This window comes from Agrobacterium sp. El2ro-1b, from assembly GCF_048298475.1.
GTDB lineage: Bacteria > Pseudomonadota > Alphaproteobacteria > Rhizobiales > Rhizobiaceae > Agrobacterium > Agrobacterium fabrum.
This window is the reverse complement of sequence record NZ_CP103459.1, coordinates 1,574,737-1,589,066: the sequence shown is the minus strand read 5'-3', so window position 1 is coordinate 1,589,066 and position 14,330 is coordinate 1,574,737. Positions and strand designations below refer to the sequence as shown.

13 protein-coding genes are annotated in these 14,330 nt (G+C 58.8%); 3 read left to right on the top strand and 10 right to left on the bottom strand.

Annotated features, from left to right (window positions below):
• Positions 1-11: 11 nt before the first annotated feature.
• The 4 genes from NYR50_RS21405 to NYR50_RS21390 form a co-directional block, all read right to left on the bottom strand.
• A complete protein-coding gene (locus tag NYR50_RS21405) occupies positions 12-848 on the bottom strand; it encodes an alpha/beta fold hydrolase (protein WP_418138031.1) in 837 nt (278 codons plus the stop codon).
• A gap of 316 nt (positions 849-1,164) precedes the next feature.
• Positions 1,165-1,860, bottom strand: coding sequence for an FkbM family methyltransferase (locus tag NYR50_RS21400; RefSeq protein WP_418138030.1), 696 nt, complete (start codon positions 1,858-1,860; stop codon positions 1,165-1,167).
• Positions 1,861-2,021: 161 nt separating this feature from the next.
• Positions 2,022-3,944: a putative bifunctional diguanylate cyclase/phosphodiesterase gene (locus NYR50_RS21395; RefSeq protein ID WP_418138029.1), complete on the bottom strand. Its 1,923-nt coding sequence runs from the start codon at positions 3,942-3,944 to the stop codon at positions 2,022-2,024.
• Between the two features lie 21 nt (positions 3,945-3,965).
• The gene (locus NYR50_RS21390) at positions 3,966-4,472 is read right to left on the bottom strand and encodes a molybdopterin-dependent oxidoreductase (RefSeq protein WP_418138028.1); all 507 of its coding nucleotides are present in this window, start codon (positions 4,470-4,472) and stop codon (positions 3,966-3,968) included.
• A 612-nt stretch (positions 4,473-5,084) separates the two neighbouring features.
• Here NYR50_RS21390 and NYR50_RS21385 point away from each other — a divergent pair.
• Together NYR50_RS21385 and NYR50_RS21380 are read left to right on the top strand one after the other, a co-directional pair.
• Positions 5,085-6,521, top strand: a complete 1,437-nt coding sequence (locus NYR50_RS21385) for an NAD-dependent succinate-semialdehyde dehydrogenase (RefSeq protein WP_418138286.1) — start codon at positions 5,085-5,087, stop codon at positions 6,519-6,521.
• A gap of 148 nt (positions 6,522-6,669) precedes the next feature.
• Complete coding sequence (locus tag NYR50_RS21380; RefSeq protein WP_174009984.1) at positions 6,670-7,767, top strand: DNA alkylation repair protein; 1,098 nt, start codon at positions 6,670-6,672, stop codon at positions 7,765-7,767.
• A gap of 15 nt (positions 7,768-7,782) precedes the next feature.
• Here NYR50_RS21380 and NYR50_RS21375 read toward each other — a convergent pair whose 3' ends face one another.
• From NYR50_RS21375 to NYR50_RS21355, 5 genes are all read right to left on the bottom strand, one after another.
• Positions 7,783-8,808, bottom strand: a complete 1,026-nt coding sequence (locus tag NYR50_RS21375) for a sulfate/molybdate ABC transporter ATP-binding protein (protein ID WP_174009985.1) — start codon at positions 8,806-8,808, stop codon at positions 7,783-7,785.
• A gap of 5 nt (positions 8,809-8,813) precedes the next feature.
• Entirely contained in the window at positions 8,814-9,701 is an 888-nt protein-coding gene (gene cysW, locus NYR50_RS21370; RefSeq protein ID WP_174009986.1) for a sulfate ABC transporter permease subunit CysW, read from the bottom strand.
• A 3-nt stretch (positions 9,702-9,704) separates the two neighbouring features.
• Positions 9,705-10,526, bottom strand: a complete 822-nt coding sequence (gene cysT / locus NYR50_RS21365) for a sulfate ABC transporter permease subunit CysT (protein ID WP_174009987.1) — start codon at positions 10,524-10,526, stop codon at positions 9,705-9,707.
• 74 nt (positions 10,527-10,600) lie between these two features.
• Positions 10,601-11,587: a thiosulfate ABC transporter substrate-binding protein CysP gene (gene cysP, locus NYR50_RS21360; protein WP_174009988.1), complete on the bottom strand. Its 987-nt coding sequence runs from the start codon at positions 11,585-11,587 to the stop codon at positions 10,601-10,603.
• 169 nt (positions 11,588-11,756) lie between these two features.
• Complete coding sequence (locus NYR50_RS21355) at positions 11,757-12,848, bottom strand: enoyl-CoA hydratase/isomerase family protein (protein ID WP_418138285.1); 1,092 nt, start codon at positions 12,846-12,848, stop codon at positions 11,757-11,759.
• A gap of 262 nt (positions 12,849-13,110) precedes the next feature.
• Here NYR50_RS21355 and NYR50_RS21350 point away from each other — a divergent pair, with 262 nt between their 5' ends.
• Positions 13,111-13,368 carry a DUF2934 domain-containing protein gene (locus tag NYR50_RS21350; protein ID WP_162688066.1) on the top strand — a complete coding sequence of 86 codons (258 nt, stop codon included), beginning with the start codon at positions 13,111-13,113 and terminating at the stop codon, positions 13,366-13,368.
• Positions 13,369-13,438: 70 nt separating this feature from the next.
• On the opposite strand, the gene NYR50_RS21345 is transcribed toward NYR50_RS21350, so the two are convergent.
• Positions 13,439-14,251 (bottom strand): SH3 domain-containing protein, encoded by an 813-nt coding sequence (locus NYR50_RS21345; RefSeq protein ID WP_418138027.1) that lies wholly within the window; start codon positions 14,249-14,251, stop codon positions 13,439-13,441.
• Between the last annotated feature and the right edge of the window lie 79 nt (positions 14,252-14,330).

The window sequence follows — 14,330 nt, the reverse complement described above, 5'->3', positions numbered from 1 at the left end:
CAGCAGAAGGCTCAAGCCTTGATGAAGGCCAGCAGGTCGGCGTTCAGCACATCGGCATTGACCGTCAGCATGCCGTGCGAGAAGCCTGGATAGGTCTTCAACGTGCCGTTCTTCAGCAGCTTGACCGACTTGTGAGCCGAGTCGGCAATCGGAACGATCTGGTCGTCTTCACCGTGCAGAACGAGCGTCGGAACGCTGATATTCTTCAGGTCTTCAGTCTGGTCGGTTTCGGAGAAAGCCTTGATGCCGTCATAATGGGCCTTTGCGCCGCCCATCATGCCCTGACGCCACCAGTTCTGGATAACGCCCTCATGCACGGTCGCGCCATCGCGGTTGAAGCCGTAGAACGGGCCGGACGGCACGTCGCGGAAGAACTGGGCACGGTTGGCGGCAAGTGCCGAGCGGAAGCCGTCAAACACGTCCATCGGCAGGCCTTCGGGATTGGCCTCGGTTTTGAGCATCAACGGCGGGACTGCGGAAACGAGAACGGCCTTGGCAACGCGGCCAGCGGGTTCGCCATGCTTGGCGACATAACGGGCGACTTCGCCGCCACCGGTGGAATGGCCGATATGGACGGCATTCTTCAGATCGAGCGCCTCGACGACGGCGAAGGCGTCGGCAGCGTAGTGGTCCATATCGTGACCGTCGGCAACCTGGGCGGAGCGGCCGTGACCACGGCGGTCATGGGCGACAACACGAAAACCCTTGGAAACGAAGAACAGCATCTGCGCATCCCAGTCATCAGACGAGAGCGGCCAGCCATGGTGGAACATGATCGGCTGGGCATCCTTCGGGCCCCAGTCCTTGTAGAAGATTTCGGTTCCGTCTGTCGTCTTAACAAAGCCCATGATCGTTTCTCCTTCGGTTGCGTTGGCATCTCAAGTGCAGCTTCTTGTGCGCCGGTTTGATGGAGGGATAATGACGCAGGAAAACGGCCGCAACAATTACAATAATAATTCGGAATGAATTGCGTTTTTAGCAATAATAATGAAGCCGCCCGCTGCCTGCGGGATTATGGCACGGCACTAAACTTCACGCAGCCTCAAAAGTTGCACCGGATGGCGCGAGCGGATGGGAAAATGATTTAGGGCAGAACGCGCCGCGCTCCGCCCTCGATTTAAAACAAACTCTCTAATATCACCCTCGGCGTGAGGGGCCCGGCTTTCAATCCACGTCCGGGTCGTATTCCCTCGGGCTGTCATCCCTGGAAAACAGCACGCAAGGACCGCGTGAGCCGCGCGGATCATAGGCATAACCCTTGGCGGTCAGCGCCTGCATGATGTCTCGAACGCCGGCGAGACCATAGAGGTGGTCGTGCAGCTCGACGAATATCCGCTCGACACCGGCCAGCTCGGCCTTGCCAAGCAGATCGCGCTCCGCACCCTCGATATCCATGACGAGCGCGGTAATGCTCTGCTCGGCCACGAATTCATCGATATTCGCCGAGGAGATTTCGATGCGTTTTTCATAAGGACCCTGATTTTCGTCCATGGACGACATCCAGAGATCCTTGCGAACATAAAAAGGATAGGAGCGAGGCTCGTCTGCGGTAAGGAGCCCCTGCGAAAACACCACATTGTCGCGGCAATTGGCCTTGATCACCCGCTCCGCCAGCGCGGCCGTTGCAGGGTTGGCCTCGAAGGCCCAGACGGAAACATCCTCGATGCCGGCGATGATCGAGGTGATGATGCCGATACCGGATCCCAGCTCCAAAACGCGGTCGCCGGGCTTGATGGCTTTCAGGACGCTGCGGGCCTCCTTCGCCTCGTAGCTACCGTCGGTCAGCGCCTGCCATATGACGGGCGACACTTCATCGGAAGAAAGAGGCAGGGCAACTCCATGCACGTCCAGTATTTCCATGTCTCAAGCCTTTTCGCAAAACCCGGTTGCTTCGTCCGAATGATCCACATCGACCGGGACTGCTCTACAACATCGGCGCGGCGACCGATATCGGTTTTAGCAGGCAATGATATATCGGTTAAGAATTCGACACGCTTGCAAGGTCGCAAAACAAGCCCGTTTCAGACGGAACTCCAGGCCACCAGTTCCTTGGCTGGCAAGGGCCGGCTGATCAGATATCCCTGCACCTGATCACATCCCAGACGTCTGACACATTCATATTGCTCTTCCGTCTCGATACCTTCCGCAATCGTCGTCATGCGCAAACTGCGGCCGACGCCGACCACGAATTCCACGATCGCCAAGGCGTCACGGTCACTGGTGATATCGCGCAGGAAGGATCGGTCGATCTTGATCTTGTCGAAGGGCACACCGCGCAGATTGGCGAGCGATGAATAACCCGTGCCAAAATCGTCCATGGCGATCTTGATGCCGACAGCCTTCAGCCGCGACAGCGTGTTGATCGTCTGGTCGCTCTTGTTGAGCAGGATCGATTCGGTGATCTCAAGCTCGAGACGGCTTGGTTCCAACCCGCTTTTCTCAAGCGCGCCCATCACGTTCTGGATGAGGTTGGTGCTGTGGAACTGAACGGGCGAAAGATTAACCGCCACCTTCATGTCTTCGTCCCAGCCCATCGCCTCCCGGCAGGCTGTCTCCATCACCCATTTTCCGAGCGAATGGATGAGGCCGGTTCTTTCCGCGACAGGAATGAAGACGCTGGGCGGCACATCGCCCCTGACCGGATGTTTCCAGCGCAGCAACGCTTCGAAACCGCAGAGTTTGCGGGTCTGCGTCGCCACCTGCGGCTGGTAGTAGACTTCCATCTCATCGTTCTGCAACGCCGTCTGCAGATCGGCCTCGAAGGATTTCTTCTCCGTCAGCTGCTTCTGCATGCGGACCTTGAACACGCTTGCCCGGCCCGGTCCGATGGCTTTCGCCTCGTAAAGAGCCAGGTCAGCACGCTTGAACAATTCATCGGCATCGACGGCGCCATGCGAGATGGCGATGCCGATGCAGGTGCCGATTTTGACCTCCTGCTCACCCAGCTGATAGGTGCGGCTGATCTGGTCGATGAGTTTGGTGGCAAGGCGGCGGGCAGCGTCTTCGTTCAGATCGTCGGAGACGACTGCAAATTCATCGCCGCCCAGACGGCAGACCATGTCGTAATCGCCGCCAATGGCCGAAAGGCGCTGCGCCACGGCCTGAAGCAGCGCATCGCCCGCATCATGGCCGAGCGTATCGTTGACGTCCTTGAACCCGTCGAGGTCGAGGAGAAGGATCGCCGTCGTTCCCGTGCCGCCGAAGGATCGGCGCAGCCTCTCGATCAGTTCCTGTCTGAACAGCGCGCGGTTCGGCAGGCCCGTCAGTGCGTCATGATAGGCATCATGCTCGAGCCGGACATTTTTTGCCTGCAACTCCAGCGTCGCGGCGCGCAGATCGTCCGTCAGACCACGCATGCTCTTTTGCGCCCGGTTCAGGAGATCGTTCTGGCGAAGCAGCAATATGACGAGTGCAATACCGCACAGGATCAGGCCGCCGGCCAGCGCGGTATAAACAATATGCAGCTTGCGCACATCCTCGTGCGCGGTATCGATGAGATTGACGTCATAAGCGACAGAGGAGGAGGCGAGCGTTGTCATCGGCGCATCGAGCGCGCTCATCGTCGAGAGGAGATCCGGAACCTTTGCCGGATCAAGCGTGTTCACGTCCTGCTCCAGACGCGCCAGAATAGCGTCGAGGCGGGTTACGAGATCCCGCCACTGCTGTTTTTCATTGATAAAAGCCCCTAGATTGCCCTGCTTCAGAAGCTCCAGCCGGCTCAGCATGATGTCCAGACGCAACTGTAATTCGTCCCGGTCTATCTTGCCGGGATTGAGCGCGAAGACGGCCAGTTTGTTCTGCAGACGCAGATATTCCGCCACCGTCTGGCTGACGGCCCAGGAGTCATTATAGCGGGCGAATTTCTGCAGAGCGGTCTGCCGCTCGGCAATGACGAAAGCGATATAGCCCGTTGCCAGGACGAAGCAACAGATGATCACCGCCACAAGTTTTCGCAAACGGCACCTTTATTCCACTATCAGTTTGGCAACTTGCCATGCGGACCGCGAATAATAGGTCTGCTTTTGCAGCTCCGGGTCGCTGTCATAGGGATAGATGACAAACAACGGGCCTTTTTCGCGAACTGTCATGTAATTTCCATCCAGCTTGATCGCCAGGATAACGTTAAATTTCTTAAAATCTTCAATCGGTATCGTGCTGACATAATCGTTCAAAGCGACTGCCGTGACGCTGGTGCCCTTTGCGCCCACGACATCCATCAACTTTGCCAGCGAAACACCATCAAAGCGAACACGGCCATCATGCCAGGGCGTCGTCGTCTCCACCGTCTCCATGCCGAGCGCTTCCAGCATGTCGCGGTCAAACTGCGCCGCACCATCGGCATTCGTGTTTGTGATGTTTCCGGATATGGTTAATATCGGTTTGCCCTGCGGTTTGGCAATCGGCCCGGCCTGGGCGCAGGAAAGCCACACGAGCGACAAGAACGCACTGAGAAGTACCCGGGCGAGATTCATACTTTTTCTCCATCGACAACGTTCAGTTCGAGGGTTATCGCCAACCTGTGAAGGTTAAGGGCACCGACGCTCACAATATATATCAGGAACCGATGTTATATCCTCACTGAGATTTTATCCGTATTTTCTCTAGGTTTGGAGTAAACCCTTTGGATAATTTTTCCGTCCTATTGTCGCTTTTTGAGGCTCGACGCCCTGTTATGGCGCAAACGGCAAACGCGAGAAGCCCTTCATCACAACCCGTCAGGTGCGACAAAGGCCGAATTGTGGCGAAAACCTGTTCCACCCTTGCACAGAATCTCTTCTGATTCGCGCAGATTGGCCGACCAATCGCCGTCCCTTCAGATACCAAACCGGAATGGCAAAGACAGGTTCCCCGTCACAGAAAAATCGTGACGATTGCCGGGGTACACGGTTGAAACATATCGCCCGAAACTTAATATAAAGGCTGTCGTTCCCGTTTTCGGCGATGCCGGATGCCGGAAACATCCAGACACCCGTTCCGCGCAGCGTAAGCCGCGATGCCGGATATCGTCCGGTCAGGAAAATTCTGTTCACGTCTCCGGGCCGGACGGCATCCGCCGTATCGGCCGCATCATGAAGGTAGCCCCTATGCACACCTATCCCGACATCAAACTCCTCATTGATGGCGAATGGCGAGACGCCGTTTCCGGCAAGACGATTGCCGTGTCCGATCCGGCAACCGACGAAATCATTGGCGCTATCGCCCACGCCGAGAAAGCAGACCTCGATCTGGCGCTTGCCGCAGCCGAGCGCGGTTTCAAGGTCTGGCGCGACACCTCGCCTTTCGAGCGTTCGAAGATCATGCGCAAGGCTGCCGACATCCTGCGCGAACGCAAGGACAAGATCGCCTACATCATGACCCGCGAGCAGGGTAAGCCGCTGGCGCAATCCGCCACCGAAATCATGGGCGCCGCCGATACTATCGACTGGTTCGCGGAAGAAGCGCGCCGCACCTATGGCCAGGTTATTCCCGCGCGTGCAACCGGCGTTTCGCAGCTTGCCATCAAGTTGCCGGTCGGTCCCGTCGCGGCGTTCACGCCCTGGAATTTTCCGATCAACCAGATCGTCCGCAAGCTTTCCGCAGCGCTTGCCACCGGCTGCTCCATCATCGTCAAGGCGCCGGAAGAAACACCGGCGTCACCGGCTGAACTTATCCGCGCCTTCGTGGATGCGGGCGTGCCGGCCGGCGTCATCGGCCTCGTTTATGGCGTTCCGTCGGAGATTTCCGAATATCTGATCCCGCATCCGGTCATCCGCAAGATTTCCTTCACCGGCTCCACGCCTATCGGCAAACATCTGGCGGCCTTGGCCGGCAAGCATATGAAGCGCGCCACAATGGAACTGGGCGGCCACGCACCTGTCATGATCTTTGACGATGCCGATATCGAAAAGGCCATCCAGGTGACCTCGCTTGCGAAGTTCCGCAATGCCGGCCAGGTCTGCGTCGCCCCCACCCGCTTCCTGGTGCAGGACGGCGTGGCGGATCGCTTCCTTGAAGGTTTCGTGGAAGCGACCAAGGCGATCAAGGTCGGCAATGGCCTGGAAGACGATGTCGTAATGGGTCCGCTTGCCAATGAGCGCCGCATTCCCGCACTGGAAGGCCTCATCAACGACGCCGTTTCCCATGGTGCAGACCTGAAAACCGGCGGACGCCGCATCGGCAACAAAGGCAATTTCTTCGAACCGACGGTGCTCGCCAATGTGCCTACCAATGCAAAGATCATGAATGACGAGCCCTTCGGCCCGGTCGCGATCATCAACCGCTTCTCTACCTTCGATGACGCCATCACCGAAGCGAACCGCCTGCCCTTCGGCCTTGCATCCTATGCCTTCACCAGCTCGGTCAAGACCGCGCATGCGCTCGGCCATCAGGTTGAAGCCGGTATGCTGACCATCAACCACAACGGCCTTGCGCTTCCCGAAGTCCCCTTCGGCGGTATCAAGGATTCCGGTTATGGCACGGAAGGCGGCTCGGAAGCGGTTCAGGCCTACCTGGAGACCAAATTCGTCAGTCAGATGAGTTAAAGTATTCCAAAATTTCTTCTCCCCGCCGGGGAGAAGAAACCCGTGGCACCCGCTCGGTCCGACAGCAGTGTCCGAAAGCCGCTCAGTCTTCCCTTGCCCCCAATCTCATCTTCCCCTAAAAGAACAAAAAGTGAACTTTGAGGGCAACATGAGCGACACCGCGGCACCGGCATTGAAAGAAATCTTCAACCGCGAAAAACTGCAGCACATCGCCGATCAGACCAAGGCCGTCCACCCGCGCTTTGACGTCTCCACCTTCATGGCACACGCCACGACGAATCTGGAGGCGCTCGGCATCATGCAGCGCATGCGGCAGGTGGCGACGAGCCTGCATGCCACGCTGCCCGGCGACTATGCCCGCAACATCGAGATCCTGACGGCCGCGGCGCCCGGCATCGGCAACGGTTTCGCCTCCATTTCGCTGCCGGAATATGTTGCACTCTATGGCCGCGATGATTTCGACCTTTCCATGCAGGCCTTGTCCTATTTCACCCGCTTCGGCTCCTCGGAATTTGCCATCCGTCATTTCCTGCAAAAGGACTTGGGCGCCACGCTTGCCGTGATGGAAACATGGTCGCTGCACGAAAACGAGCATGTGCGGCGGCTGGCGAGCGAAGGCTGCCGGCCCCGCCTGCCCTGGTCATTCCAGCTGAAACCGCTGATCGATGATCCCTCCCCAGTCACCGCGATCCTCGACGCCATGAAAGCCGATGAAGCGTTGTATGTGCGCAAATCCGTCGCCAATCACCTGAATGATATTACCAAGGATAATCCCGCTTTCGTGCTGGCGCTGATCGACACATGGCCGAAGGACAACGCGCATACGCGCTGGATCATGCGGCAGGCCCTGCGCACCCTCATCAAGAAGGGTGATGCCGCAGCGCTTGCCCATCTCGGCGCCCATGAGGAAGCGCAGATTAGGCTTGCGGCATTTCAGGTGTCGCCCGAGACGGTTGCTCTTGGCAATCCGGTGCGGATTTCCACCTCTTTCACCTCAACCGCGAAAAGCCCGCAGAAGCTGGTGATCGATTATGCCGTGCATTACGTGAAGAAGAGTGGCGATGCCTCCGCCAAGGTTTTCAAATGGAAAGAAGTCGAACTTCAACCCGGCGAAACCTGCGCGCTGTCAATCAGCCGCGCCATGCGCGATTTCACCACTCGCAAGCACTATGCCGGTATCCACAAGGTCGAGCTGATGATCAATGGCAGGCTTGTGGCGAAAAGTGCTTTCGAACTTCTGATCTGAAGCCAGCTGTCGCCCCTATGCCGCCGGGAAAATCTTCGCCCGGCGGATGATGACCGAACCGCGATCTCCGGCCGTGACATCGTTTTCAGGCGGCACGTCGAACTCCAGTATATCGCCGCCATCGGTGCTGGCGATCACCCGGCGCTCGCCGGCGCGGTCGAGGACACGCTCCACGGAAGCCGGAATGCCCTCATGCAGATCTTCCCATTCAAGATCGCCGGGGCGGGCATAGATATCGACGGCGCCGTCGCCTTGGGCATAGGAGAAGGGCAGCTCGTTGTCGCCGACATAGACCTTGCCGCCGCGCGCCACGCCGGACACCCGGTTGGCATCGCCAAGGAAACGCATGACGAAAGAACTGTTGGGCTGGCGGCACACCTCTTTCGGCGTGCCCTGCTGCACGATCCCGCCCTGATTGAGAATGACCACGCGGTCAGCCAGATCAAGCGCCTCTTCCTGGTCGTGGGTCACAAAAATCGTGGTGATGCCAAGCGAATCGTGAATTTCCCGCAGCCAGCGCCGCAGGTCACGACGCACATTGGCGTCCAGCGCCCCGAACGGTTCATCGAGCAGCAGCACCTTGGGATCGACCGAAAGGGCGCGGGCCAGCGCCACGCGCTGTCGCTGCCCGCCGGAGATTTGCGCCGGGAAACGATCCCCCAAACCATCGAGTTTGACGAGGTTCAAAAGTTCCTTGACCCGGGCATCAATCGCCGCTTTGTCGCGCTTTACCTTCGAAACCTTCATGCCGAAGGCGATATTTTCGTGCAGCGTCATATGCGGGAACAACGCATAATGCTGGAACACGAAACCGACGCCTCGGTCCCGCACCGGAATATTGGTGGCATCCTCATCTCCGAAAAAGATGCGGCCGCCATCGCTATATTCCAGACCCGCGACCATGCGCAAAATCGTGGTCTTGCCGGAGCCGGAAGGGCCGAGCAGCGCCAGAAGCTCGCCGCTTTCGATATCCAGCGAAACATCGCGAACGGCGCGGAAGGTATCGAAGGTCTTCACCACATTTTCGAGGCGGATTTTCATGGGAATCAGGTCTCCGTGGCGATGGCGGCATCGCCGTTGGTCTTTTTGGCTCCGCGCCCGGCACCGCGCCGTTCCAGCGCCACCTTGGCGATGATGGTGACCACGGCAAGCAAAGCGAGGATGGAGGCCGAGGCAAAGGCGCCAGCCGTCTGGTAATCATGGTAAAGCAGTTCGATATGCAGAGGCAGCGTATTGGTCTGTCCGCGGATATTGCCTGATACGACCGACACCGCGCCGAACTCGCCCATCACGCGGGCGTTGCAGAGCACGACGCCATAAAGCAGCGCCCATTTGATATTCGGCAGCGTCACCGAAAAAAAGGTGCGCCAACCGGATGCGCCGAGCGACGTCGCGGCCTCCTCAAGATCGCGGCCCTGCGCCTGCATCAGCGGGATCAGTTCGCGTGCCACGAAAGGTGCGGTCACGAACATCGAGGCGATAACGATGCCGGGCAGCGCAAACAGTATCTTGATATCATGGGCATCGAGAAACGGTCCGAACAGCCCCTGCAACCCATACACAAAGAGATAGGCGACACCCGCGACGATCGGCGAAATCGAGAAGGGTATTTCGATCAGTACCAGCAGGAAGCGCCGGCCGGGAAAATCGAATTTGGTGATGGCCCAGGCCGCAGCAACCCCAAAGGCCGTATTGACCGGCACGGCGATCAGCGCCGTCAAAACCGTCAGCATGATGGCGTGACGGGTATCGGGATGGGTGATGGTGGCGGAATAGACCTTCCAGCCCTGCGAAAACGCCTCGACACCGATGATGATGAGAGGTGCGACGACGAGCAGGGCGCCGATGACGAGCACGAAGGCGATCAGGCTGCGGCGAATGAGAGGCGCGTCACCAACGCGCGGCGGCTTGCGATGTCGGGAAACGGTGCTCATGCCTCAGCTCCTCACCGTATAACGCAGCGCACGCGCCTGCAGGTAATTTGTCACGGCCAACATCACAAAGGCGGTTATCAACAACACGGAGGCGATGGCGGCGGCGGCCTGATAATCATATTCCTCCAGCCGGATAAAGATCAGCAGTGCGGTGATCTCCGTCGAGAACGGCTGATTGCCGGCGATGAAGATGATCGCCCCGAATTCACCCAGGCTGCGGGCGAAGGAAAGCGAAAGGCCGGCAAGCAATGCCGGCGTCAGCAGCGGCAGGATGATCTTGCGGAAGATTTCCAGATCCGAGCCGCCAAGGGACTGTGCCGCTTCCTCCAGCGCCGGATCGAGGTCTTCAAGCACCGGTTGCACGGTGCGCACGATAAAGGGCAAGCTGGTAAAGGCCATCGCCACCATGATTCCAACAGGCGTATAGGCCACCTTGATGCCGAGCGGCGCCAGCAGAGAACCGAACCAGCCATTCCCCGCAAACAGCGTCGTCAGCGCAATGCCGGCAACGGCGGTGGGCAGCGCAAAAGGCAGATCGACAATGGCATCGACGATGCGCCAGCCCGGAAAGCGATAACGCGTCAGCACCCAGGCGAGCGCCACCCCGAAAATGACGTTGAACAACGTCGCGGCCAGCGCGCAAAGCACGGTGACGCGATAGCTGGCAACGGCGCGTGGCGAAGAGATGATCGACCAATATTCGGCAGGCCCAAGGCTTGCGGCTTTGAACACCAGCGCCGAGAGCGGCAGAAGCACGATGATGGCGACATAAGTGAGGGTAACGCCAAGGGACAATTTCAGCCCCGGCAGAACATTCCGCTTCAAACCCCGCCCCCATCAATCATAAAGCGACCCGGAAGTTTCCCGCCGGGTCGTTTGCCTGTCGTCTATCGTTGTGATTAACGGCTGCCGTAAAGCGTATCAAGCGTCGCGCCGGATGCAAAATGCTCTTTCTGGATTTTATCCCAACCGCCGAAGACATCATCGACGTTGACGAGACGAATGGCCGGGAACTTGTCCTTGAACTCGCCGGCGACCTTTTCATTATGGACGCGGTGGCCAAACTCGGCGGCGATGCGCTGGCCTTCCTCGGTATAAAGGAAGTCGAGATAGCTCTTCGCCAGGTCGCGGGAGCCGCGCTTGTCGACGACCTTGTCCACCACGGCGACGGGGAATTCGGCGAGCAGGCTGACGGAAGGCACAACGCCTTCGACCTTTTCGGCGCCATATTGCTTGGCAATGCCGCGGGTCTCGGCTTCGAAGGTGATCAGCACGTCGCCGATTTCACGCTCCACGAAGGTGGTGGTGGCGGCGCGACCTCCGGTGTCAAACACCGGCGTGTTGTCGAAGATTTTCTTGACGAATTCCTGAACCTTCTTCTCGTCGCCGTTGAACTTCTCCTTGGCGTAAGCCGTGGCGGCGAGATAGGTGTAACGGGCGTTACCCGAGGTCTTCGGATTGGGGAAAACCACCTTCACGTCGTCGCGGGCAAGATCATCCCAGTCCTTGATACCCTTGGGGTTGCCGGCGCGCACGAGAAAGGACGGGAAGGAATAGAACGGCGAGGCGTCGTTCGGGAAATCCTTTTTCCAGTCGGCGGACACGAACTTCTGCTTCACCAGAAAATCGACATCCGTCACCTGGTTGAAGGTGACGACATCGGCTTCCAGCCCCTCAACGACGGCGCGGGCCTGCTTGGAAGTGCCGGCATGCGACTGATCGACCGTGACGCCCGGATGCAGCTTGATGAACGCCTCGTTCTCGGCCGCAAAAACCTCGCGGGCGACATCATAGGACGCGTTGAGAATGGTCGTCGGAGACTGCGCCTGCGCCGCACCTGCAAAAAGAGCGGCAATGGCAGTACCGATAATGAGAAGACGTTTCATGAATACCCCCGGCAATTCGAATGGTGCTCAACATAGCGGGCAACGGCAACAGCGACGAGAAACAGTCGTGCTTTGCGGAGGAGTGGATTGGAAATTTTGCCCAAAGAATTAAACATCCAAAGGCGATGATTTCATATGGGGCGGGAAGCCGGATTTCTTTTGCGTCGAGCTAAAGACGATGCTCGGGAAACAGATTGCCGGAATGCGCGGCAAGATAAGGTGCAAGGTCTTCCTCACTCACCTCTTCCAGCCGTGCAGGCCGCCAGCGGGGATTGCGGTCCTTGTCGACCAGAGCGGCGCGCACGCCTTCGTAAAAATCGTGCTGCCGCAATATCTCCGTGCCGGCGGCAAATTCGCGCTCCAGGCATTCGATCAGGCTCGCGCTTTCCCGGCCGAGGCGCAATAACTTCAGGGTCAGTTTTAGGCTGGTGGGAGAACGTTTACGCAGGACTTCGAGGGTCTCGCGTGAAAAAGCATCGTCACGCGCCGAAAGTGCGGCGAAGATTACCTCGACCGTGTCGAAACGGAATGTCGCGTCAATGATATCCCTATTTGCAGCCAACTGGCCCTCGCCCTCGTCAGTGGCGTAGGACGCTATCGTCGCATCGACACCTTCGATATCGGTAGCTTTCGACAGAGCCTGCACCAGTGCGTCGAGACGTCCTGATGGCACGCAATAGTCGGCAAAGCCGGCATAAATCGCATCGGCGGCGGTGACGGCGTTGCCCGTCAGCCCCAGCCAGGTGCCGCATTCGCCGGGCGCTCTCGGCAAAAGCCAGGAGCCGCCGACATCGGGGAAATAACCGATGCCCGTTTCCGGCATGGCGAGCCGCGTGCGCTCCGTGACGATGCGGTGGCTGCCATGGGTGGAAATACCGACACCGCCGCCCATGACGATGCCGTCCATCAAGGCCACATAGGGCTTGCCGAAACGGGCGATGCGATAGTTGAGCGGAAACTCCTCCCGCCAGAAATCCAGCACTTGCGGGTCGCCTGCCTTGCCGAGATCATGGATGATACGGACATCACCGCCGGCGCAGAGCCCTCTCTCGCCTTCTCCCCTCAGCACCACGCAGGAAATGGCGGGATCGTCCTCGAAACGCTGAAGTGCCTGAAACAGGGCGCGCACCATCGGCAGCGTCAGGCTGTTGATGGCCTTCGGGCGATTGAGGCTGATGATGCCGGCCGCTCCTTTTGTCTCGACGATGACCTCTGCTTCCACTTGCCTTGCCAGTTCCAAGACCGCCTCCTCCGCCGCCATGCATCCGCCCATCTTGGCTGCCTTGGCGCGATCACGCAACGTTGATCTTGTCCTGCGGGAACGTCTTTCGCCGAAACCGCTTTGCAGGGTGAGAAAATGCCGAAAATCCTCTTTCGCAATGCAGCATGTTTGCTTGACGCCCGGAAGATCATGGCATGTAATGGGCTCTGGAAATGCCGGCATTGATTGCTGTCGAGCGTGTGCCGGACCAAGCGGATTGTCGCCTTCTCAAAGGCGCTGTAAACAGCAACGGGAGACGAGCATGCAGGTTTCGGAAAACGAATGGATCAGTAAACGGGCATATACACTCTGGGAAAAGGAAGGCCATCCCCATGGCCGCGACGCCCAGCATTGGGAACAGGCCAGGCATGAATTTTCGCTGCTGAAGACATCGGAAGCGACAAAACCGGCAACCCGCAAAAAAGCCGCTCCCACGGCGATTGTTGACGTTGCCGCACTGGACGCGGAAGCACCGGCAAAACCCAAGAGCCGTGCCCGCAAGGCTACTGCCGCGAAATAACGCCGCACGAATACATCCAGCAAAGCCCCAAATGAAAAAAGCCCGACGAAATCTCGCCGGGCTTTGTCTGTTAGCGCTGGGCGCAAGCGGGATCACCGATCCGGCAGCCGTCCCGAAAATTTTCCGAAGCTGGCGCGCGACGCGGGTCATCCCACTGACGACGCTCTGGAGGAAGCTGACCACCTTCAGTCTGATTCTGCTGGCGATCACGATCACGATTGCGGTCGCGGTTCTCATCTTCCCAACGGCGGCGGTCGTCGTCGCGACGCGGCCTGTCCTGATTTCGGTCACCCTGGTTCCAGTCGCCATAACGGCGTTCCCAGCGCCCGTCGTTCGGGCCTCCCTGGCGCGGATCACGGGATTCATCACGGCGACCATCGCGCCAGTCTTCCCGGCGGCCATCACGCCATTCGTCACGCGGACGCGGGCGATCCCAGCCGGCACTCGGAGGTGGCGCGTTCCAGTAACCGCCTGATGGCGGCGGACGACGCCAGCGGTCACGCTCGCGGTAAAAGTCGCGGTCGCGATAATAACGGTCCCAATAACGGCCGGCTTCAAAGGTGATCACGGGAACACCGAGATCGCGATAATACCGCGGCTCGACGTAGACCCGGTTTTGCCGGAATGTCGTCTGGATATAACGACCGGCGACCCAACCACGACCATTGACAAAAGAGACGTCACACCACGGCGTATCCGACAGGCAGCCGTGCACCGTCAATGGCGCGCCAACCGGGATCACGACAACAGCCGGGTAGGCGGTGCTCGGGCCGGAACGCATATTCACATTCGCTGTGGCAAAACCGCGTGTCGCGGCTTCGGCAAGTGCCGGCGCGGCAAACATGGCCACCAGCGCAATTGCGCTAAACAGTTTTCTCTTCACTTCTTTCTCCTCAAGCAAAGGCCCGCTTTGCCCTTGTCGGCATCCATCATATTCGATGGACGAGCATGCGTTCCGCATA

Coding starts and splice junctions, on each gene's coding strand:
- cysP (WP_174009988.1), bottom strand. CDS start 11,587: ATGAAACGTCTTCTCATTATCGGTACTGCCATTGCCGCTCTTTTTGCA.
- cysW (WP_174009986.1), bottom strand. CDS start 9,701: ATGAGCACCGTTTCCCGACATCGCAAGCCGCCGCGCGTTGGTGACGCG.
- NYR50_RS21405 (WP_418138031.1), bottom strand. CDS start 848: ATGGGCTTTGTTAAGACGACAGACGGAACCGAAATCTTCTACAAGGAC.
- NYR50_RS21400 (WP_418138030.1), bottom strand. CDS start 1,860: ATGGAAATACTGGACGTGCATGGAGTTGCCCTGCCTCTTTCTTCCGAT.
- NYR50_RS21350 (WP_162688066.1), top strand. CDS start 13,111: ATGCAGGTTTCGGAAAACGAATGGATCAGTAAACGGGCATATACACTC.
- NYR50_RS21385 (WP_418138286.1), top strand. CDS start 5,085: ATGCACACCTATCCCGACATCAAACTCCTCATTGATGGCGAATGGCGA.
- NYR50_RS21390 (WP_418138028.1), bottom strand. CDS start 4,472: ATGAATCTCGCCCGGGTACTTCTCAGTGCGTTCTTGTCGCTCGTGTGG.
- NYR50_RS21355 (WP_418138285.1), bottom strand. CDS start 12,848: ATGGCGGCGGAGGAGGCGGTCTTGGAACTGGCAAGGCAAGTGGAAGCA.
- NYR50_RS21380 (WP_174009984.1), top strand. CDS start 6,670: ATGAGCGACACCGCGGCACCGGCATTGAAAGAAATCTTCAACCGCGAA.
- NYR50_RS21375 (WP_174009985.1), bottom strand. CDS start 8,808: ATGAAAATCCGCCTCGAAAATGTGGTGAAGACCTTCGATACCTTCCGC.